This window comes from Hoeflea phototrophica DFL-43 (genome assembly GCF_000154705.2).
Classification (GTDB): Bacteria; Pseudomonadota; Alphaproteobacteria; order Rhizobiales; family Rhizobiaceae; genus Hoeflea; species Hoeflea phototrophica.
The window spans coordinates 2670786-2692065 of record NZ_CM002917.1; the positions used below are offsets into that span (position 1 = coordinate 2670786).

General features: G+C 61.3%; 19 protein-coding genes. 7 read left to right on the forward strand and 12 right to left on the reverse strand.

Translation table 11 applies throughout. The features are described 5' to 3' along the window. Nucleotides 1–15 precede the first annotated feature (15 nt). The 3 genes from HPDFL43_RS12695 to HPDFL43_RS12710 form a co-directional block, all read right to left on the reverse strand. Complete coding sequence (locus HPDFL43_RS12695; protein WP_007197751.1) at nucleotides 16–1581, reverse strand: proton-conducting transporter transmembrane domain-containing protein; 1566 nt, start codon at nucleotides 1579–1581, stop codon at nucleotides 16–18. Between the two features lie 308 nt (nucleotides 1582–1889). Then, nucleotides 1890–2555, reverse strand: coding sequence for a pyridoxamine 5'-phosphate oxidase family protein (locus HPDFL43_RS12705; RefSeq protein ID WP_007197752.1), 666 nt, complete (start codon nucleotides 2553–2555; stop codon nucleotides 1890–1892). Between the two features lie 85 nt (nucleotides 2556–2640). Next, nucleotides 2641–3663, reverse strand: coding sequence for a carbon-nitrogen hydrolase family protein (locus HPDFL43_RS12710; RefSeq protein WP_007197753.1), 1023 nt, complete (start codon nucleotides 3661–3663; stop codon nucleotides 2641–2643). Nucleotides 3664–3817: 154 nt separating this feature from the next. On the opposite strand from HPDFL43_RS12710, the gene HPDFL43_RS12715 reads away from it, so the two are divergent. Next, a complete protein-coding gene (locus tag HPDFL43_RS12715; protein ID WP_007197754.1) occupies nucleotides 3818–4828 on the forward strand; it encodes an AraC-like ligand-binding domain-containing protein in 1011 nt (336 codons plus the stop codon). A gap of 137 nt (nucleotides 4829–4965) precedes the next feature. Beyond that, nucleotides 4966–5850, forward strand: coding sequence for a LysR family transcriptional regulator (locus tag HPDFL43_RS12720; protein WP_007197755.1), 885 nt, complete (start codon nucleotides 4966–4968; stop codon nucleotides 5848–5850). Nucleotides 5851–5896: 46 nt separating this feature from the next. Here the strand turns inward: HPDFL43_RS12720 and HPDFL43_RS12725 are convergent, their stop codons facing one another. The 4 genes from HPDFL43_RS12725 to HPDFL43_RS12740 all read right to left on the reverse strand — a co-directional run bounded on the left by HPDFL43_RS12725 (nucleotide 5897) and on the right by HPDFL43_RS12740 (nucleotide 9748). Continuing rightward, a complete protein-coding gene (locus HPDFL43_RS12725; protein ID WP_007197756.1) occupies nucleotides 5897–7180 on the reverse strand; it encodes a TRAP transporter large permease in 1284 nt (427 codons plus the stop codon). Next, the gene (locus HPDFL43_RS12730) at nucleotides 7177–7749 is read right to left on the reverse strand and encodes a TRAP transporter small permease subunit (protein ID WP_007197757.1); all 573 of its coding nucleotides are present in this window, start codon (nucleotides 7747–7749) and stop codon (nucleotides 7177–7179) included. The genes HPDFL43_RS12725 and HPDFL43_RS12730 overlap by 4 nt, the downstream gene beginning before the upstream one ends. A 98-nt stretch (nucleotides 7750–7847) precedes the next feature. Further along, nucleotides 7848–8888 (reverse strand): TRAP transporter substrate-binding protein, encoded by a 1041-nt coding sequence (locus tag HPDFL43_RS12735; RefSeq protein ID WP_007197758.1) that lies wholly within the window; start codon nucleotides 8886–8888, stop codon nucleotides 7848–7850. Then, complete coding sequence (locus HPDFL43_RS12740; protein ID WP_007197759.1) at nucleotides 8885–9748, reverse strand: putative hydro-lyase; 864 nt, start codon at nucleotides 9746–9748, stop codon at nucleotides 8885–8887. Before HPDFL43_RS12740 ends, HPDFL43_RS12735 begins: the two co-directional genes overlap by 4 nt. 107 nt (nucleotides 9749–9855) lie before the next feature. Between HPDFL43_RS12740 and HPDFL43_RS12745 the strand changes: the two genes are divergently transcribed. Next, nucleotides 9856–10785: a LysR family transcriptional regulator gene (locus tag HPDFL43_RS12745; RefSeq protein ID WP_007197760.1), complete on the forward strand. Its 930-nt coding sequence runs from the start codon at nucleotides 9856–9858 to the stop codon at nucleotides 10783–10785. Nucleotides 10786–10985: 200 nt separating this feature from the next. Further along, on the forward strand, nucleotides 10986–12185 hold the full coding sequence (locus HPDFL43_RS21410) for a GAF domain-containing sensor histidine kinase (RefSeq protein ID WP_169743248.1): 1200 nt from the start codon (nucleotides 10986–10988) through the stop codon (nucleotides 12183–12185). Here HPDFL43_RS21410 and iolG read toward each other — a convergent pair. The 5 genes from iolG to iolD are packed head-to-tail and all read right to left on the reverse strand — an operon-like array spanning nucleotide 12172 to nucleotide 17766. Then, nucleotides 12172–13161, reverse strand: a complete 990-nt coding sequence (gene iolG / locus HPDFL43_RS12755) for an inositol 2-dehydrogenase (RefSeq protein ID WP_007197762.1) — start codon at nucleotides 13159–13161, stop codon at nucleotides 12172–12174. The genes HPDFL43_RS21410 and iolG overlap by 14 nt on opposite strands. An 11-nt stretch (nucleotides 13162–13172) precedes the next feature. After that, a complete protein-coding gene (locus HPDFL43_RS12760) occupies nucleotides 13173–14006 on the reverse strand; it encodes a class II fructose-bisphosphate aldolase (RefSeq protein ID WP_007197763.1) in 834 nt (277 codons plus the stop codon). Beyond that, nucleotides 14003–14845, reverse strand: a complete 843-nt coding sequence (locus HPDFL43_RS12765; RefSeq protein ID WP_007197764.1) for a 5-deoxy-glucuronate isomerase — start codon at nucleotides 14843–14845, stop codon at nucleotides 14003–14005. The genes HPDFL43_RS12760 and HPDFL43_RS12765 overlap by 4 nt, the downstream gene beginning before the upstream one ends. Before the next feature lie 29 nt (nucleotides 14846–14874). Continuing rightward, nucleotides 14875–15855 (reverse strand): 5-dehydro-2-deoxygluconokinase, encoded by a 981-nt coding sequence (iolC, locus tag HPDFL43_RS12770; RefSeq protein ID WP_007197765.1) that lies wholly within the window; start codon nucleotides 15853–15855, stop codon nucleotides 14875–14877. A 45-nt stretch (nucleotides 15856–15900) separates the two neighbouring features. Next, nucleotides 15901–17766 (reverse strand): 3D-(3,5/4)-trihydroxycyclohexane-1,2-dione acylhydrolase (decyclizing), encoded by a 1866-nt coding sequence (gene iolD / locus HPDFL43_RS12775; protein ID WP_007197766.1) that lies wholly within the window; start codon nucleotides 17764–17766, stop codon nucleotides 15901–15903. 140 nt (nucleotides 17767–17906) lie between these two features. Between iolD and HPDFL43_RS12780 the strand changes: the two genes are divergently transcribed. The 3 genes from HPDFL43_RS12780 (at nucleotide 17907) to HPDFL43_RS12790 (ending at nucleotide 21274) form a co-directional block, all read left to right on the forward strand. Next, nucleotides 17907–19010: a Gfo/Idh/MocA family protein gene (locus HPDFL43_RS12780; RefSeq protein ID WP_007197767.1), complete on the forward strand. Its 1104-nt coding sequence runs from the start codon at nucleotides 17907–17909 to the stop codon at nucleotides 19008–19010. Between the two features lie 11 nt (nucleotides 19011–19021). After that, a complete protein-coding gene (locus HPDFL43_RS12785) occupies nucleotides 19022–19912 on the forward strand; it encodes a sugar phosphate isomerase/epimerase family protein (protein WP_007197768.1) in 891 nt (296 codons plus the stop codon). Between the two features lie 204 nt (nucleotides 19913–20116). Continuing rightward, nucleotides 20117–21274 (forward strand): Gfo/Idh/MocA family protein, encoded by a 1158-nt coding sequence (locus HPDFL43_RS12790; protein WP_007197769.1) that lies wholly within the window; start codon nucleotides 20117–20119, stop codon nucleotides 21272–21274. Nucleotides 21275–21280 lie beyond the last annotated feature (6 nt).

Consider the following 21280-nt stretch of genomic DNA (forward strand, 5'->3'; position numbering starts at 1 on the left):
TCGGTCTCCATCATGTCAGTTGGATCTTGCCGTGCTGAAGCCGCCGATTGCGCGGTCCAGAAGGGCGTTGAGGTAAAGGCCATTGGCGAGATGAACCCGCAAGCCGGAGGTGGCGGGATGATGCGCCCAGAGCGGAAACAGCGCCTGCGCGAAGGCAACCAGGCCGAAGGAGGCGACCGCCAGCACGATCAGCGCCCATTCCAGTTGCCCGGGCACCGGAGCCGCGGGCAGCGCGCCGCCCCACACATGCTGTGCCACGGCCTGGAAGGCGAAATAGGCAATCGCTGTGGCAACCGAGGTCAGAACCGTGCGCTTGGTCAGCTCCCAGGGCGCCATGTCGGCCAGCCCCTGCGCCACCAGATAGGCGACGCCGAAGATCAGGATCGCGCCAAGCGCCAGGGTCTGCGCAGTCTTTGGCCCCAGCACGGCTGCGAACAACACCGCGATCAGAACATAGAGCACAATCGCCACCGCAAAGGATTTGAGCACCGCGCCAAGGCTCGGCACCGCGACCGGCCCGGGCCGCCGCAGGCCAGCTACCGCCCGCACCGCGCCGCCCGAGGACAGAAAGGCGTGCGCCTTGTAGAGCGAGTGTGCCAGAATGTGCAGCAGCGCCAGCGCCCACAGCCCCAGCCCGCATTGGAGCAGCATGAAGCCCATCTGCGAAACCGTCGACCAGGCGAGTGCAGTCTTGACCGCACTTTGGGTCAGCATCACTGCGGCCCCGAACAGTGCGGTAAACCCGCCCAGCATGACCAGCGCCGCCATCGCACCGGGGCTGTATTGAACCAGGCCTGAGAGCGTGATCAGCAGCACACCGCCGGAATTGATGATGCCGGCATGAAGCAGCGCGGAAACCGGCGTGGGCGCTTCCATCACCTCGGTGAGCCAGCCATGAACCGGGAATGTTGCTGTCTTCAGCGCAGCCGCGAGCACCACCAGTGCGATGGCCACGTGCCCGGCGGTGCCAAGCCCGGTTTCGCCCGCCAGCGCCGCAAGACCCGCGATATCCGCCGTGCCGAAGCTCGTCACCAGAAGCCCGGCGGCCGCGACCAGCAGGATGTCGCCCATGTGCCAGACCAGCGCGAATTTGGTCGCCGCCCGCTGTGCTTCCGGTCGCTCCGGATAGAACAGCAGCAATTGCTTGAGCCCCAGCCCGATGCAAACGGTCGCAATCAGCAGGGTCCACAGGCTTGCTGACTGAACGAAGATCAGCACGGCGGCGAGCGTTGCCAGCATCAGCCCGTGAAAGGCCCCTTCCTGCGCTTCGCCATCAAGGTAGCTGCGGCTGTAGCGCATCACGATCCAGGCGATGAAGCCGACCAGCAGCGCCATGGTTGCGCTGACCAGATCGGTCTTGAGCGAAAGCACCGCCGGACCATAAAGGAGAGAGAGCTGCGCCGGACCTGCCAGGATGAACTGCAGCATTCCGCCGCCGGTCAGCGCGAGCGCGGCAAGCGCTGCGGCCTCCGACAATCTGGGCAGACCGCCAGGACGACGGCCCGGATTGGCCACTGCAAATGCTGCAGCCGCCAAAAGGACGATCGGCGCAAGAAAGGACAGTGAAAGGGCAGAAACCATGGCTCTTCTCCGACAGGTTGGGTTCGGAGCGTTTCTAGAGACCGGCAAATCAAAAGAAAAATTGATATTTTAGGAAAATTCGTTCTATATTATGGAACAATATTCATCCTCAACCTGCACCAACTCCGCCTCTTCCGTGCCGTTGCAAGTCTGATGATCCCGCAAGGTCCCAAGATCCCCAAGGGTGAGCAACCGGGTGTGCCGGCCAAGCACCTGCAGTGAGGCATACCCAAGGCCGCCAATCGCGGTCAATTCGTTGGCGTCCGGCACAGAATTGGCAGAATGGCCTTGCCGTTGCGGCTCGCGCTTCAGGATGAGCCGTCCATCAGTTTCTCGACATAGCCTTCGAACGTGATGATCCCGCCTTCCGCCTCGGCCCTTCCCGCATCCCTGGCGGGCAAGGCATCCTGCACCAGATCGATCCGTTTCCAGCTCGGGAACGGCTGTTCGCCCCTCTCGTCCGGAACATAGGGGCTCGGCGCCACCCGCTTGTGCTTGTGAATGTAGCGCGCGCAATTGAGAAAACAGGCGGTCACATCCACCCGCACCAGCATGTTGGCACCGGGATAAGAGGCAAGGTCCGGATCGTCCGTCGACAGCGTGGCATTGCCCTGCACCCGCACCCGGTTCGGCGTTTCCATGTCGATGAACAAGAGCCCCACCTTGGCGGATTCTGAAATGTTGCCCATCGACTTGAACATGCTGTTGCCGTCATAATTGGGAAAGACAAGCGTCCGGGAATCGAGCACCTTGACCAGCCCCGGCGCACCGCCCTTGTAGCTGACCGTGGGTTCGCCGCTGGCACTGACGGTGGAAAGAAAGAAGAAATCCCGGCTCTCGATGAAGGGGACGTGCGGCGGCTCGATCTCGTCGCGGACGATCGACTTGACCACGACATCTGCAAGCCTGACGCTGTCATGCCTGAACTGCAATGCGCGCTGTGCATCTGTGTAGAATTCGTCACTTGTCAGCATTTGAAACAATCCTTCTGACGGGGACACGGCCCCTGCCCGCATGAACGGGCCACATGGCGCGGCCAAGGCAGACAGGGGTTGATGCTCACTCGGCAACGGCCTGCTGAACCACGCCGAGCTGGCCCTCGGCGGCCTCGGCGATGTCACGCGCCGCCTCATTGTCGAACGCCATCACCACGGGACTCGGTTTCTGGTTGAACATCAGCCTGAACACGTCGGGGCGCGAATAATGACCACATGGATCGCCCGCCGCCTTGGCAACCGAGATCATGTCGAGATCGATCTCGGCGATCACCAGCCCTTCCTCATGCTCGTCGAGCACATTGCCCATCGGCGCGCCGTCAGGACCGAAGATGCGCGCAAAGCCGCCGCCGGTGGTCAGGAACTGCTGCTTCATCGGGTTGTCGCAGAGCATGTCGACCATCTCCTGGCTCACCGTCGCGCAAGCCGCGAGAACGAAGCATTGACCTTCTGCCGCGTACATCTGGCTGGCGGAGGTGTTGAGTTCCGGCCCGAGCGCGTAGGCGCCACCGCGGTAGAGGCTGAAGCTCGGCCAGGAGCCGATATGGATCTGCTCGTTCTGCGAATACATGGCGTATTTGTTGAGCGGCTGCAGATGCTCCCAGCAACACAGCGCCCCGACCCGGCCGAGATCGGTCTGCTTGACCACCATGTCGGAGCCGTCGCCTTCGCCGAACACCGTGCGCTCGACATGGGTCGGCTTGAGCTTGCGCCGCCGCGAGATGATCTCGCCATCGGCGCCGTAGTGCCACTGGGCGAGATAGAGCGTGCCGTCGTGCTTCTCGGACAGGCCCATGACCACCTGGATGTTGTTGTCGCGAGCGGCCTTGGCAAGGCGCTTGTCCTCAGCGCTGCCGCGCACGACCGAGTTGCGATTGTAAGGGATGACATAGGGCATGGTCACCGCCGGCGCGTCGAGCCAGATCCACCACGGATAACCGGGCAGCCAGGTTTCCGGAAAAGCAATCAGCTTCGCGCCCGCAGCCGCGGCCTGTTCGATCAGCCCAACCGCCTTGTCGATGCCCGCATCCAGATTGAGAAAGGCCGGAGCGGCCTGCACAGCGGCCACCTTGAATGATCCTGACATGTGTGTGTTCCCTTGTTGTGAATGATGTTCGGATCACCCTGCCACTGACGGGATCGGGATGCTTTGCAGATTGGGCGCATGAACTTGCGATTCCGGGCAGCTCCGAAAAACCGCTTGATTTTCGCCCGGAATGGTCAATCCTAAAGACAAGACAATGGAGGCTGCACTGATCGAAGCCGGCATCCACCTGAGCACGGCGAGCGTGCATCAACGCGACAGGTTTGCGTACTGGCGCGAAGCTGTCTGTGACACCTATGTTCAGCTCGAATGCATGTCCGACAACAGCACCGACTTTACCGGAGAGATCCAGCTCAACCGCATGCCGCGCGTATCGACGTCCATTGTCTCTGGCAGCCAGCAATTGGTTCGCCGCCGGCGGCGCGACATCGCAAAGGCGACCGACGAATGGTTCCTGCTCAGCATCCAGCTTGAACGGCACGGCCTTATTCAGCAATGCGGGCGGATCGCCGAACTCGGCCTTGGAGACTTCGCGCTTTACAGCTCCATCGACCCCTATGATCTTTCGCTGCCCGACGGCTTCAGGCAATTGGTGGTGCAGATCCCGCGCCACGACCTGTTGCAACGGCTGCCCAATGCCGACCTTCTCACCGGCATGACCGTTCGCGGGAAATCGGAGATCGGCGGTCTGGTTCGTGACAGCGTGTTTCGCCTGGTTCAGGCCCAGTCGGCAGTCAATCCTGCCACCCGCCATTGCCTTGAAGACAGCATCATCGATCTTTGCGCCACGGGGCTTACGACATTGCATGGCGCAGAGGCGGTTCGAACCGCAACGGAGCACCGACTGATCCACCAGGCCGACACCATCATTGCACAGCGCATTGGCGATCCGTATCTGGATCGGGCCGAGATTGCAGCGGCCCTGTCGGTTTCCGTGCGCCGCCTGAGTGAAGTGTTCCAGGCAGAAGGCACGTCGGTCGCCTCCAAGATCCGGCAATTGCGCCTGGCCGGCATCGCCTCGGATCTGCGCAATCCGCAATTCGCCGGCTGGACCATAAGCGCCATCGCCATGCGCTGGGGCCTGAACAATCTGCAGCATTTCTCACGCATTTTCAGGGAGAGGTTCGGCGTATCTCCGCGGGAGTATCGTTCCACAAATCCGGACGGGGCCCCTAAATCTCCCATGAGTGCAGGCACCTGGGAGTAGACCGGAAAGCTCGGCAGAGTCCTTCAGCCAACCCCAGAACACCAAGCCCACCGCAACAATCTCGATCAGCGCACAGAGGCTGACCCAGCAAAGATTCAATTGATGCTTTGTCAAAATGCGTTCTATAAAACAGAACCATGTCCATTCTCAACCTGCACCATCTCCGCCTCTTCCGTGCCGTTGCCCGTGACGGAACGCTGACGGGGGCTGCGCGTGCGCTCAACATTTCGCAATCGGCCGTTTCCACACAGATCAAGGCTTTGGAGATGTCGCTCGGCCACGAGCTTTTCGAGCGCAGTGGACGCAATCTGGTGCTGACCGAAGCGGGACGAATTGCGCTTGATCATGCTGAAGAGATATTCCGGACCGCCGAGGACCTTTCGGCCACGTTGAAAATGGCGGGCGGCAAGCGTCAGGCGCTCAGGATCGGTGCGCTGGCAACCCTCTCGCGCAATTTCCAGATCGCCTTTCTCGACCCGATCATCGGCCGAGACGATGTCGAGATCGTGCTGCGCTCGGGCTCGCAGGAGAACCTTTTGCGCGGGCTTGAGGCTCTCTCGCTTGATATCGTGCTGACCAACCTGGTGCCCGCGCGCGATGCTGCCAGCCCCTATCTCGTCCAGCGCCTGGCCGAACAGCCCGTCAGCCTGATCGGCTCGCCCGCGCGCCAGACCGACGGCAGCGTCGAAGACCTGCTTCGCGCCCACCCGCTGATCCTGCCGACACCTGAATCGGCGGTGCGCGCCAGCTTCGATGCTCTGGTCGAACGGCTGGGAATTTTGCCCCGAATTGCGGCGGAAGCAGATGACATGGCGATGTTGCGCCTGCTGGTGCGCGCCGACGCCGGCGTCGCGGTGATCCCGCCGATTGTCGTGCAGGACGAACTCGCATCAGGCAGGCTGATCGAGCTGGCGCGGCTCGACGAGATCCTCGAGGTGTTCTCCGCCGTCACCATCAAGCGCAAGTTCCCCAACCCGCTGATTGCCGAAGTGCTGGCGGCACAGGCGCAAGACCCCTCCTGATGCAACACCGCGGCGGCATGGAATCCCTGCCGCCGCGGCTCTCGGCTCAGTAGAACAGGCTCGGGAGCCAGAGCGCCAGCTGCGGAAACGCGATCAGGATCGCCACCATGGCAAACATCGCCACCACAAAGGGCATCGCCCCGACCATGACGTCATTCATCGACCCCCGCTCGCGGATGCCCTGCACCACATAGAGGTTGAGACCCACCGGCGGTGTGATCAGGGCGGTTTCGAGCAGCACCATCAGCAGCACCCCGAACCACACCGGATCATAGCCGAGCGCCACCACGATCGGCGTCACCAGCGGCGCTGTGGTCAGCAGCATCGACAGCGTTTCCATGAAACATCCGAGGATCACATAGAAGCAGATGATCAGCAGCAGCGTTGACAAGGGTGTGAGCCCCATGCCGGTGATCGCCTCGACCAGCGCCTGGGTGATCCCCAACGTCGACAGCACGAAGTTGAGAAACACCGCCGCCAGGATGATCAGCATGATCATCGCCGTGGTCCGCATGGTTCCCTCCACCGCATCGCGCAGCATGGCGATCGACAATTTGCCGTACCAGGCCGCAAGCCCGATCGAGGCAACCACGCCAAGGGCTGCAGCTTCCGTGGGGGTTGCCAGTCCGGCATAGATCGAGCCGACCACCACCAGGAAGATCAGCATCGGCGGCAGCAGACCCGGCAATGCCGCCACCCGCTCACGCCAGGAATAGTGAATGGTCTCACCACCCCAGGCCGGGCGCGCCAGGCAGAACAGCGCGATCGTCACCATGAAGACCAGCGCCAGCACCACGCCCGGGATGAAACCCGCCAGATAGAGCTCGGGCACGCTGGTGTCGGTCAACAGCCCGTAGAGGATCAGGTTGATCGACGGCGGAATGAGAATACCAAGCGTTCCGCCAGCCGCGATCGAGCCCAGGAACAGCCGTTCATTGTAGGCGCGCTTTTCGATCTGTGGCAGTGCAACGGTGCCGATGGTCGCCGATGTGGCCACACTGGAGCCGGAGGTCGCCGCAAACAGCGCCGAGGAACCGATATTGGCATGCATCAACCCGCCGGGGAGCCGGTTGAGCCATTTCGCCATGCCGTCATACATCTGTGTGGCAATGCCCGCGCGCAGCAGGATTTCGCCCAGCAGGACAAACAGCGGAATGGCAACGAGCAGAAAGTCCGAACCATTCTGCCAGACCATGTCGCCCAGCGCCCGGTGCAGCGGCATGGGTGAATAGAACCAGTTTGCCGACAGTCCCAGGATCCCCAACGCCGCAGCGACCGGAACGGACAACAGAACCAGAAGCAGCAGCAGCGCGCCGATGACACCCATCATGTCCGGATCCCCGCTTCATCTTCGATTGTTTCCCTGGTCGACTTGATACCGATCAGACGGCTGCTGGCCTCGCTCCCGTCACGCCGGAGCCGGGCAATGGCGCCAATCAGCAGCAGAACACCGCTGAAGACGGCGAACAGCCAGCCGATCAGCCAGGGGATCTGCGGGATTGCCAGCGGCACCTTGAGCGGCGTGATCGACCGCGAATTGTATTCAAGCGTATCGGCCACCAGATCCCAGGCCATCATCGCAACAAGAGCGGTAAACCCGGTCAGCAGCGCCAGCCCGAACAAATCAGCCGCAGCGCGCAGCCGCGGCCCGGCAAAGCCATAGAGCGCGTCGATGCGGATATGAACCCGCTCGAACAGCGCAAATGAGAGCGAAAGACTTGTCGCCACCGCGAAGCAGTAGCCGGTGAATTCATCCGCGCCGCCCAGGCTGATGTTGAACAGCTTCCGGCAGATGACATCGATCGTCACCAGAACCGATGCTGCGATCAGCAGCGTGCCGCCAAACCATGCCAGCCGCCGCGCTGTGCCGTGTGAGATGCTTATGAGTTTTTCTATCATGGCGCAGGTCCCCAATGAAAACGGCGCGGGGCGAAAGTTTCAGTTTTCGCCCGCGCCGCGATCCACCATCAAGGTGATGATCGAGATTGTTCCCCAGATTATTCCACGGTCGCGGTCAGGCCAAGCACGGTTCCAACCGAGCTGTTCCAGTTGTCGACGCAGTCCTTGCCGCAACGTCCGGCCCATTTGTCGAGAACCTGCTGACCAATCGGCTTGAGCGCCGCGATATCGGCCTCGGACGGAGTCACCAGCGTCATGCTGCCCTTTTCGCCGATGGCGCACTCGCCGCCGGTGATGCAGGCAATCGCAACCTCGTCTTCGGTGGCGGTCTCCGCCCACATCCGCTCATTGAGCGCAGCGATTTCCTTGCTCATCAGTTCCTGCTGCTCCGGGCTCATGGCATTCCACTTGTCCATGTTGATCGCACCGAAGGCGAGGCCCCAGCCGACGCGCAGGGTGTAGGCATAATTTGCCACCTGGTTCCATTTGGCAGTGTAGGCCGACATGGTGCCGGTAATGCCGCAATCGACAACACCCTTCTCAAGCGCCGGAATGACTTCGGCAAAGGCAACCGTCACGCTGGTGCCGCCAACCGCCTCGACGAAGTCGCCCAGCGTTGCGGAATAGGTGCGGATCTTCTTGCCATTAAGGTCCTCGATCCCGGTCACCTCGTCCTTGCACCACAAGGTCTGACTTGGGAACGGGTAGAGCATCATCAGCTTGGCATTGTAGACATCGGCAAACAGTGTTTCGAGCGTTGGGAAATAGGCCTCGGCGACCTTGCGCTGGGTGCCGATGTCCTGGGTCAGCGTGGCAAGATCCGCGCCGTCAAAGGCGGCGGTTTCCTGTGCGACATAGCCGGGAAGGCCGAAGGCGAAATCGAACACGCCATTCTTGACCAGACGCATGATCTCAAAACCCTTGAGACCCAGTTCGGTCTGCGGCTTGATCTCACCGATGATCGAACCGCCCGAAGCCTCGGAGAGCTTCTCGTTGAAGAACGGGCCTTCATGCTTGAAGTAATTCGACAGATTGCCCCAGGTTCCCACCGCGCGGATGGTGACGGGCTTGTCGGCGGCCAGGACCGGAGCGGCAAACACCGTTGCGGCAAGCGCTGCGGCTGCAAGAGTACGGATCATTGAGAAGTCCTTTCAGTGGTTGAAAAATCGGATTCTGGTACTTGGGAAGCGGAGAACGCGCCGACCGGCGCATATTCGTCGGTGTCGGCAATCAGCATATGGCCCGGCGCATGGGTGATGCAGAAGGCAGGACGCGCCTGACGGATGGCATTTTGCGGGGTCACCCCGCAGGCCCAGAACACCGGAACCTCGCCGTCACGCACCTCTATCGCGTCGCCCCAGTCGGGGCTGTTAAGGTCCTTGATGCCGAGCACGGCGGGATCGCCGGCATGAAGCGGCGCTCCGTGAGCCTGAGGATAGCGGGCGGTGATTGCCGAAGCCCGTTCGACAAGCTCTCGCCGGATCGGCCGCATCGACACCACCAGGCCTCCGCGGAAGGCACCCGCGGGCTGTGTTTCCACCGTGGTGCGGAACATCGGTACAGTCTTGTCCTGAGAGATGTGACGCATGGGGATGCCGTCTTCGATCAGCGCACGTTCGAAGGTGAACGAGCAGCCAAGCGCAAAAATCACCAGATCATCACGCCACAGCGAGATGAGATCATGCACCGTCTCATCGAGCACGCCGTTCCGGTAGACATTGTAGGCAGGAACATCGGTTCGGATGTCGATGTCACCCAGCGCATCAAGGCGCGGGTTCCCCGCCTCTCCCTGCGCCACCAGCGGGCAAGGCCGCGGGTTGAGCCGGCAATACTCGGCGAAATCCAGCGCATCGGCGGCGGGCAGGATCACCAGATTGGTCTGCAGTTTCCCGGGCGCGAGGCCAGCCGTATGGCCGCCATAAGCGCCGCTGCGAATGGCGGCACGCACCGCATCCACCGGCAGGCCCAGCAATTCATGATAAGAGGTTTTGACCGTCATGGCTCTTCTTGTTCCCCGTGTTGCAGCAACCATGGGGACAGAAAAACATTGCGTCAAATTATGCTTTTCGATTGAATGCGATAAATTTTTCTTATGAGGCGAGATTGATGGCCAACTTCACTTTGCGGCAAATGGAAGCCTTTGTCTGGGTTGCAGCACTGGAGTCCTTCCGCAAGGCTGCAACCAAACTCAACACCACCCAGCCGGCGATTTCAACGCGGATCGCAACTCTGGAAGACCAGTTGGGCCAGCAGTTGTTTGTCCGCGACGCAGGTCAGGTGCAACTCACCTCGGCGGGACAAATGTTGCTGCCCAAGGCCCGCCGGCTGATCAGCATTGCCGACGATATTTCGACCGGCGAAGGCTCTGAAAAACAACGCGGAATCTTGCGGCTGGGTGTTGCCGAAACCATCGTCCATTCTTGGTTGCCGGATTTTCTCAAGGCGTTGAGCCGCCGGTTTCCGCTGGTTGATGTGGACGTTCTGGTCGATGTCACGGTGAATCTGCGCAACGAGCTGATCGACCACCGTCTCGACCTCGCATTCCTGATGGGCCCGGTGTCCGAATACCGCATCGGCAATGTCGATTTGCCAGCCTTTCCGCTGATCTGGACGGCCGCGCCGGAGCTTGCCATGCCAGAGACAAAAGAGGTGCCACTGACCGCCCTGCTCGCACATCCGGTCATCACCTATGCCAGAACCACCCGGCCCTATGCGGAACTGCGGCAGAAATTCAGTGACCTCAACGGCCCGCTGCCAAGAATCTTTCCGGTCTCCACACTGGCCGCATCTTTGCGCATGGCGCTTGATGGGGTTGGCATTGCAGTGTTGCCGCACACCATGGTGCGCGAGCATCTCGCAACAGGCCAATTGCACCAGGTCAATTGCGAGTGGACCCCGCCAGAACTGATCTTCACCGCATCCTACACCGCCGAACCGATGAACGCGCTCGCCCACCGCGCAGCCATGCTCGCGCGCGATGTGGCGCTGGATTGGCAGATGTCCACACAGAGGGCATCAGCACCCATGGCAGATTGAGTTGCTTTAGAGGCACATTCGTTGCGCCATTGAGATTCGACGAGAGAATATTCTAACTTGCTAACAATTGGCTGGAGACGATTCGGCGCGTTTGATAGAACTCGCTTATGAAAGACATTCTCAGCGAAATCGCCTCAAGAACCGCTCAGTCGATCGGAACGCCGTTCCTTGCAGAACTCGTCAAGACGATCCGTAAGACGATGGACGCCTCGCTGGTATTCATCGCAGTTGGCGTTGGGAAACCGGTGCAAAAGGCCCAATCACTCTCCAGCTGGGAGAAAGATGGAGACAATTCAAGCTTCGAGTATGATCTAGATGAGACACCCTGTCGACTGGTCTACAGAGGGCAAACACTGATCATCAGCGAAGGGCTCTACAAGCGCTTTCCCAAAGAAGAGGGGTTTGATGGATATGTCGGCATTCCTTTGAAACGTGCCGATGGCAGCCTGATAGGACATTTTGCCGTGCTCTCCAAACAGCCGATCGCCAACCCGGACGAAGCCTTGGCCGTGATCCGGATTTTTGCCATGCGGGCCGAGGCCGAGTTGCAGCGCATGGAACTGCAGCGGGAAATGGAAGAACTTGTTGAAACACTCTCACAGACCACACGGCGACTGGCAAGTCGCCACAAGGCCCTGCACAAAAGCAATGAGGCGAAGACAGCATTGCTTGGCACGATGGCGCATGACCTGAGAAATCCGTTGGCCGTCATCCTTAGCAGATCGGAGCTGATCGCGGGTGTGCTGGAAAAACAAGGCATAGATGGCGACCTCGCCAAGACCATCAACAACAGCAGCAGGATTATTGCGGAAACGGTGGAAAGGATGGACCGCCTAATCGTTTCCTGCCTTGACCGGGCCAGCTGCGACGCAGCGTTGCTGAAGCTTGATGTGCAGGACCTGCCACTGGATCGCGCATGCGACCTAGCAATCGCGCTCAACGCAAGAACTGCCGCAAAAAAATCCATAAGCCTCGTCTACACGCCACCCACAGGTTTGTCGGTGAGAGGCGACGAGGACCGGCTGGTCGAGGCATTGGACAATTTGATCAGCAATGCCATAAAGTATTCCCATCCCGGTCAGTCGGTGTTCATCGACGCTCGGAAATTTGCCGAATGCACGGAAATTACCGTACGCGATCAGGGGCTTGGGATGACCGAATCGGACCGCACCTTCGCGTTCCAGCACTTTCAGCGGCTTTCCGCAAAACCCACGGCCGGGGAAACATCAACCGGGCTTGGCTTGGCAATCGTCAAGGCCATTGCCGACGCCCATGGCGGCAGCATACGCTTGGACAGCCCAGGCCAAGGTGAAGGCACTGTCTTCACCCTGACGCTCCCGGACAAGCCTCAACGTGAAACCCCGCCGCCCGATGAAGTTAAGCGCGTTACCCCAGCTTGACCGGTACTCCGGTTTCCAGCGACTGCGCCGCCGCATCGGCGATCATCTGCGCGGCCAATCCGTCACGGATATTGGGCGACGGGCTCGTGCCGCTAGCGACGCACTCAACGAAGTGCTTCATCTCGGCAACATAGGCTCCGGCATAGCGCTCGAGGAAGAAGTTCTGTGCCGGCGCGGAGCGGAAGCCCTGCTCCGTTGCGATCTCGACATTGTTCTCGCGCATATTCTCGGCGCGCAGCAAACCGCCCGCGCCGTGCACCTCAACGCGCTGGTCGTAGCCATAGGTGGCGCGACGCGAGTTGGAGATCTGGCAGATCTTGCCCGAGGCGGTGGTCAGCACCGCGACTGCGGTGTCGACATCGCCGGCTTCGCCAATCGCCGGATCGACCAGCGCCGAGCCGGTGGCGTAGACCTGAACCACCTCTTCACCGAGCAGAAACCGCGACATATCGAAATCATGGATCATCATGTCACGGAACAGACCACCGGAGCTCTTGATATAGGAGACAGGCGGAGGGCTCGGGTCACGCGAAAGAATGGTGACCAGTTCGACATTGCCGATGTCGCCGGCGGCAATCCGTGCCTGGATCGCGGCAAAGCCGGGGTCGAAACGGCGGTTGAAGCCGGTCAGGAACATCACGCCATGAGCGTCCACGGTCTCGATACACTGGCGGATCCGGTCTGATGACATATCAACCGGTTTTTCGCAGAAGATCGCCTTGCCGGCTTTCGCACCGGCCTGGATCAGGTCGAAATGCGTGTCTGTCGGCGTGCCGATGACGATCGCATCAATGCCGTCGCTGGCGATGATCTCGTCCGCACTCATCACCGACGCGCCGGTCTTTCCGGCAAGCGCATTGGCCGCTTCGGGAAACGCATCGGCGACGGCGGCCACGCTCGCGCCATCGACATGAGCGATACTCCCGGCATGAACCTGGCCGATGCGGCCGCAACCCAGAATTCCGATATTGAGCATGATGTGCCGTCCTATTGCACCGGTCCAAGCGCGCGGATCACCTGCCGTGCCGCCGCCACAACCGGGTCGTGGGTTTCCTTGAGAATTGTCACCCGGTCAAAACGGTCCGGGTCCCGGTTCACCGCCTCGCGCATGGCCGCACCAAAGGCCATTCTGAGTTCGGTTCCGATGTTGAACTTGCAGATCCGCGAGCCGCGGGCCAGCGCGGTTCGCTGCGCGACCGGCACGCCGGAGCCGCCATGGATGACCAGCGGCACGTCGGTCAAGGCCTCGATGGCCCGGATGCGCGGTTCATCCAGCCCGCCTTCCTTATCCTGCTGCAGATGCACATTGCCGACCGAAATCGCCATCGCGTCGACCCCGCTCTCTCGCGCAAAACGGGCTGCCTCTTCCGGATCGGTTCCGGCGGAATTCTCGCCGCCGGAATAGCCGACAAAACCGATTTCACCCTCGCAGGAAATGCCTGCCTTGTGCGCCATCTCGGCGATCCGGGCGGTTTCCTCGATGTTCTGGCCGAGCGGCTTGCGTGATCCGTCAAACATCAGCGAGGTGAAGCCGCTCTCGAGTGCTTCCTTGCATTCCTCGAATGTGTAGCCGTGATCGAGATGGGCCACGACCGGGACGCTGGCATTCTCGGCCAGGTGCCGGAACATCTTGCCAAGAACCGGCAGCGGGGTGTGTGCCCGGCAGGACGGACCGGCCTGCAGGATCACCGGCAGGTTCTCGGCTTCAGCCGCGGCCACATAGGCGCGCATATCTTCCCAGCCGAGCGTGACCAGCCCGGCAACGGCATAGCCACCCTTGAGCGCCGGCTGAAGCACGTTGGCGAGTGTCGCGATGCTCATTTGAACTTGGCCACCATGTCCTTGATGCCCGGGATCGTCTCGATCTGATAGGCATGGGTGGGCTGGAAATACTGGATCAGCGAGCGCTGACTCAATCCGCCCAGAATGGTGAAGTAGTACATCTCGTAGCCCGGCAGCACCGCACAGGGGTGATATCCCTTGTCGAGGCAGATCGTCGAGCCGTCGACGATGTGGTAGGCGTCGCCAGGCTTGTTGTCCTCACGCTGCAGCATCTGCACGCCGGAGCCATGATTGGGCCGGAAGCGGAAATTGTAGGTCTCGTCATGACGGGTTTCATCGGGCAGACGGTCAGTGTCATGCTTGTGGCTCGGGAACCCGGACCAGCCGCCCTGCCCGACAGTGAACAGCTCGCTGACCAGCAGCCGGCCAACCTTGCCGTGATGCTTCTGGCCGAGAATGTGCTTGATCTTGCGATGGGTCTTGGTGTCGTCGGAGCCGTACTGCACCAGATCGAGTTCAGCCGCACGCACATCGAAAGGCTCGAGCACCTTGTCGTATTTGGCGCCCGCAATGAAGGTCTCGGTCTCATCCGAAACGCAGACGATTGTCACCTTGGCGCCGACAGGCACATAAACGCCTTCGGGTTCGCCATCCCAGACATCAAAGCCGCGATTGCCGAGCTTGGCGTAGGAAACACCCTCGACATTGACATCGACCGAGCCGGTGGCAGGCACGATGCAGGTCTCATAGCCGGGCACCTGATACTCGAACGCCTCGCCCTTCTTGAGCTTGACGATGTTGAAATAGTTGAGCGGCACGCAGGCATTGTCGACATCCACAATGGGTTTGTTGGCGTTATCATAGGGCGCGATATGCATGGTACTGGTCCTTTCGAGATATCCGTGGCTCAACCATGGGTCGGGCCGGAATGGGATGTGAGGAAGGCCTCAAGCTGTTGGGTGTCTGGCATTGCCGGCGCGCAGCCGGGCCTGGAAACGACGATGGAGGCGCAGGCCGAACCGCGCAGCACGGCGTCGCGCATATCACGGCCCTCCGACAGCCCCGCAAGCAGGCCCGCCATGAAACTGTCACCCGCGCCGGTGGGTTTGAGTGCCTCGACCGGATAGATCCCGGTGCGGGTTTCCTGGCCGTCGAAAAACGTGATCGCACCCTCGGGGCCCATCTTGTAGACCACGATCGCGGCGCTTGAATGCGCCAGTTCACGCGCCTTGGCCAGCCCCTTGTCGATACCGCCGGCCATGAATCCGAATTCCTCGTCATTGCCGACAATGACATCGGCCAGGCTTCCTGCGCGCGACAACACCTCTTCCGCCACCTCGGGCGAAGGCCAGGAATAGGGCCGGTAATCGACATCAAAAATGATCGGCAGGCCCGCGGCGCGCGCCAGCTCAAAGGCGCGGAACGTGGCCGAACGCGACGGTTCGGCGGCAAACACGGTGCCCGCCGTGATCAGCGCGCCGTAGCTCTTGTAATCGATCGCCTCGACATCATCGATCCCGAGCTGGAAGTCGGCCGCATTGTTGCGGTAGATCACGCTCTGGTGCTCTTCGACGCGAGTCTCGTAGATCGCCAGCGAGGTGCGGCATTCGCCCTTGATCGGCTGCACATGGGCCCGCTCGATGCCGTAATGGTCGAGCTGGCCAAGACAGTACCAGCCAACAGCATCATCGGACACCTTGGTCACAAGTGCCGCCTTGCAGCCGAACTTGACCAGACCGGCCGCAATGTTTGCGCTCGAACCGCCCATGGCAACCATCATCGAGGACGCCTCCCGGGTTCGTGTTCCGGCAGGATCCGGCGACAGATCCATGCCGACCCGGCCGATCACCAGAAAATTCCGGGCCCTGATGCCATCAAGAACACTCATGTCCGGCCTGCCCCCTTACCCAGAGGTTCATTGCAACGCGGCATCTCAGACACCCTTGCGCTGCTTGGAACGGGAGGATTCGACGTCTTCATGGGCGGCGCGGACCTTTGCGTTGTCCGTGATATGCGGCGTGCCAACTTCCCACCAGGCATGGCCCTGTGTGGTCCAGCCCTCGTAGGGATCGACCTTCATGACGATCACATGGGTCCTCTTGCTCGCCTTGGCGCGATTGAATGCGCTGGCCAGTTCGGCCTGATTGGCAACCGTTTCGGCAAACGCGCCCATCGACAAGGCATGGGCTTCGAAATCCACGGCGAAGGGTTCGGTGACCGTCGGGCAATCGGCGATCAGGTTGTTGAAGCTCTCATTGCCGGTGTTGTTCTGCAGCTTGTTGATGACGGCAAAGCCGCCATTGTCGAGCACCAGGATGATCAGCTTCTTGTTGCTCAGAACCGAGGAATAGATGTCAGAATTCATCAGCAGATAGGAGCCGTCACCGACAAAGACGATGGTGTCCTTGTCAGCTTCGCGTTCGGCCTGGGCAATGCGTGCCCCCCAGCCGCCGGCAATCTCGTACCCCATGCAGGAAAAGCCGAATTCGACATCGACGGTGCCGATATCGAGCGTGCGCCAGTTGGCGGTGACTTCCGCAGGCAATCCGCCCGCCGCTGTCACCACGCGGTCGCGCGGATCACACAGCGCGTTGACCGCACCAATGGCCTGGGCATAGGAATTGGGCCGGTTTCCGGATGCCACGTTCTCGGCGACATATGTGTCCCAGGCCTTGCGCTGATCCTGGGCAAAGCCGGTCCACAAGGAAGGTGCCTTGTAGCCGTCAAGAGCAGCGCCAAGCGCTTCAAGACCCAATTTAGCGTCGCCAACCACCGGCAACGACAGATGCTTGATCGCATCATGCCGGGCAGCATTGAGCGAGATGAATTTCGCGGCCTTGTCGAACGCGGTCCACGACCCGGTGGTGAAATCCTGCAACCGGGTGCCAACGGCGACGATCACATCGGCCTTTTCAGCGATTGCATTGGCGCTGTCGGAGCCGGTGACGCCAATCGGACCAGTGTTGAGCGGGTGTTCTGCCAGCAGATTGGCACGCCCGGCGATGGTTTCGACCACCGGGATCTGATGCGCTTCGGCAAAAGCGGTGAGTTCAGCAACCGCACGCGAATACTGCACCCCGCCACCGGCAATCAGCATCGGCCGCTCGGCGGTTTTGAGCAACGCAGCGGCATCGGCGATTTCATTGGTGTCGGGCGCCTGACGGCGGATCCGGTGCACTTTCTTGGCAAACAGCTCGACCGGGTAGTCATAGGCCCAGCCCTGCACATCCTGCGGCAGCCCCAGAAACGCCGGGCCGCAGTCAGCCGGATCGAGCATGGTGGCAATCGCCGCGGGCAGCGACTGGATGATCTGTGCCGGGTGTGTGATCCGGTCCCAGTAGCGGCTGACAGGCTTGAAGGCATCATTGAGACCCATGGCCGGATTGCCGTAGTGCTCAAGCTGCTGGAGCACCGGGTCCGGCAGCCTGGTCAAAAAGATATCGCCGCACAGCATCAGCATCGGCAGCCGGTTGGCATGCGCCAGCGCGGAAGCGGTGAGAAGATTGGCGGTTCCCGGTCCGGCCGACGCGGTGCAGAACATGAAACGCTGTCTGAGCCATTGCTTGGTGTAACCGGCGGCGGCAAAGCCCATGCTCTGCTCGTTCTGGCCACGATAGAGCGGCAGCTCTTCGCGGTGATCATACAGCGCCTCACCCAGACAGGTGACGTTGCCATGGCCGAAAATGCCAAAACCACCACCGCACAGACGCCATTCCTGACCATCGATCTCGATGAACTGGTTGGCCAGATAACGGACAATGGCCTGCGCTGTTGTCAGCCGAACGGTCTCATCACTCATGAACGCTGATACCTCCCAATAGCAGCGGCACGCGATCCGGATTTTTTCCGGTTGGCAAAATGCCGCTTGCGAAACTCCTATTCCGAGGATACTGATTTTGCAACCGGTTGCAAACTGAATTTCAGTTGGGAGGAACTGACATGAGGGAGATTGGCGTCGGCATCGTCGGCGGCGGCTACATGGGCAAGGCTCATGCAGTGGCCATGGCTGCCGTTGGAGCCGTTTTTGACACCCCGCTCAGACCCCGCCTTGAAATGGTTGCCGCAGGCTCGCCCGAATCGGCTGAACGCTACCGCAATGCCTTTGGTTTCCTGCGTGCAGCCGCCGACTGGCGTGAACTGGTGGCAGACCCGAAGGTGGAAGCTGTCATCATCGCCTCCCCGCAATCGACCCACCGCGCCATTGCCGAGGCCGCCTTCGCGCTCAAGAAACCTGTGTTCTGTGAAAAACCGCTCGGCGAATCTGTGGACGACAGCCTGGCGATGGTGAAAGCGGCAGAGGCCTCGGGCGCGGTGAACATGGTCGGCTTCAACTATATCCGCACGCCCGCGAGCCAGTTCGCGCGGAAACTGATTGCCGATGGCGCCATCGGCGACATCACCTGGTTTCGCGGCGAACACACCGAGGATTTCTACGCAGACCCGCAAGCCTCCGCCAGCTGGCGCACGACAGGCATGGCCAATGGCGCGATGGGCGATCTCGCACCGCACATGATCAATGCGGCTCTCGCCCTGGCTGGTCCGATCACGTCTTTGACGGCCGAGGTGGAAACCGTCCACCAGACACGCCCCGGCGGTACCGTCGACAATGATGATCAGGGCCAGATGATGTGCCGGTTCGAAAACGGCGCCATGGGGCATCTGTTCTTCAGCCGCATCGCCACCGGCCGCAAGATGGGTTACGCCTACGAGATCACTGGCACCAAGGGCGCGATCCGCTTCGATCAGGAAGACCAGAACGCGCTCTGGCTCTACGAGATGGAAGGGCCGGAGGCGACCCGCGGCTTCACCAAGATCCTGACCGGCCCGGCGCATCCCGATTACCTGCCCTTCTGCCAGGGGCCGGGACACGGAACCGGTTATCAGGACCAGATCATCATCGAGGCACGCGATTTCCTGCTTGCAATCGAAACCGGCAAGCCTGTATGGCCGACTTTTCGCGACGGCCTTGCAGTCAACACAATCGTGGCCGCCGCGCTGACATCATCAAACACCAAATCCTGGCAAACCATCCAAACGCTCTGAAGGCTTAGGACATGACCATCCAAATCGGCAATGCGCCCTGCTCCTGGGGCGTCGAATTTCCAAATGACCCGCGCAACCCGGCATGGCGCACCGTGCTCCAGCAATGCGCTGACGCGGGATACACCGGCATCGAGCTGGGCCCCGTGGGCTTCATGCCCGAGGACCCCGCGATCCTCGCAGAAGCGCTCGATGAGCACGGGCTGGAACTGATCGGCGGCGTGGTGTTCCGCGCCTTCCATGATGCGGCCCAATGGGACGATGTGATGGATGGCGCGGTCCGCACCTGCAAGGCGCTGGTCGCCCATGGCGCCAAGCACCTGGTGCTGATCGATTCGATCTCGCCGCGCCGCGCGCCCACCGCCGGCCGCGCCGATGAGGCCGAGCAGATGGACCAGGCTGAGTGGTCCGCCTTCCGCGACCGCATCGCCACCGTGGCCAAGCTCGGCGCGGAGGAATACGGCCTGACGGTGGGCATGCACGCTCATGCCGCCGGCTTCATCGATTTCGAACCGGAACTCGAGCGCCTGCTTGACGAGGTGGATGACAAGATCCTGAAGATCTGCTTCGACACCGGCCATCATTCTTATGCCGGTTTCGATCCGGTCGCCTTCATGAAGCGCCACATCGATCGCATTTCCTACATGCATTTCAAGGACATCGACCCGAAAGTGAAAGCGGATGTAATCGCCAGCCGCACCGGTTTCTATGACGCTTGCGGCCAGGGCATTTTCTGCAATCTCGGCCAGGGTGACGTCGATTTCCCCGCCGTGCGGCAGATCCTGCTGGACAATGGCTTTGAAGGCTGGTGCACGGTGGAGCAGGATTGCGATCCCCTGCTCGATCCCGACACGCTGGGTGACGCCACCGCCAACCGCACCTATCTCAAATCCATCGGCTTTTGAGCGGAGGACCACTCACCAGGCGCCGTCATGCCGGACTTGATCCGGCATCCAGCAGGCGAGCGTCCGCGAGCCGGAAGACTCTCTGGTCAGCGATCATCTGAAAGAGTCTCTCACCGCGCGGACGCGCGGTGGCTGGACCCCGGATCAAGTCCGGGGTGACGGAAATCGGGACGCGGTTTCACATCAATTGGGAGGCATACCATCATGACAAAACTCAAATGGGGCATGATCGGCGGCGGCGAAGGCAGCCAGATTGGCCCGGCGCACCGGCTCGGCGCAGGTCTTGACGGCGAATTCGAATTCACCGCCGGTGCACTTGACCACCGCCCCGAGGCCGGACGTGGCTATGGTCAGCGGCTGGGCCTTGAAGCCGACCGCGCCTATGGCGACTGGCGCGAGATGCTGGACGGCGAGAAGGCGCGCGACGACCGTGTCGACCTGGTGACCGTGGCAACCCCGAACGCCACCCACTACGAGATCACCAAGGCCTATCTCGAGGCGGGTTTTCACGTGCTGTGCGAAAAGCCGATGACCATGACCGTCGAGCAAGGCGAGGACATTGTCCGCATCGCTCAGGCGGCAGGAAAGATCTGCGCCGTCAATTACGGCTACACCGGCTATTCGCTGGTGCGCCACATGAAGGCGATGGTCGCGCGCGGCGATCTGGGCCAGATTCGCCTGGTCAAGGCCGAATTCGCCCATGGCCACCATGCCGATGCGGCCGATGCCGACAATCCGCGGGTGCGCTGGCGCTATGATCCCGCCCAGGCCGGCGTCTCGGCACAATTCGCCGATTGCGGCATTCATGCGCTGCATATGGCGAGTTTCGTGACCGGTCAGGAAGTCGAAAAACTCTCGGCTGACACCGTCTCCTGCATCGCAAGCCGCGAGCTCGAAGACGATGCCATGGTCAATTTCCGGATGAACGGCGGCGCCGTCGGCAGGCTCTGGACTTCGTCCATCGCCATTGGCCGCCAGCACGGTCTGACGCTTCAGGTGTTTGGCGAGAAAGGCGGGCTCAGATGGGCCCAGGAACAGCCCAACCAGCTCTACTGGATGCCGCTCGGCGAACGCCTTCAGACCATCGAGCGCGGCGAGGCAAACCTTTCCCCCGAAGCCGACCGCACCACCCGCGTCACCATCGGTCACGCCGAAGGCATGCCACTGGCCTTTGCCAACATCTATCACGATCTCGCCGAGGCCATCCGGGCTGAAAAGGAAGGCCGGGCGATGGACCCAGCCGCCAATCTCTATCCCCGCGCCGAAGACGGCCTGCGCTCCATGGCTGCGGTTTTCGCAGTGGCGGAATCGGGCAAGGCAGACGGCAAGTGGGTCGATGCGCGGCCACCAATGATGCGATGACGCGGT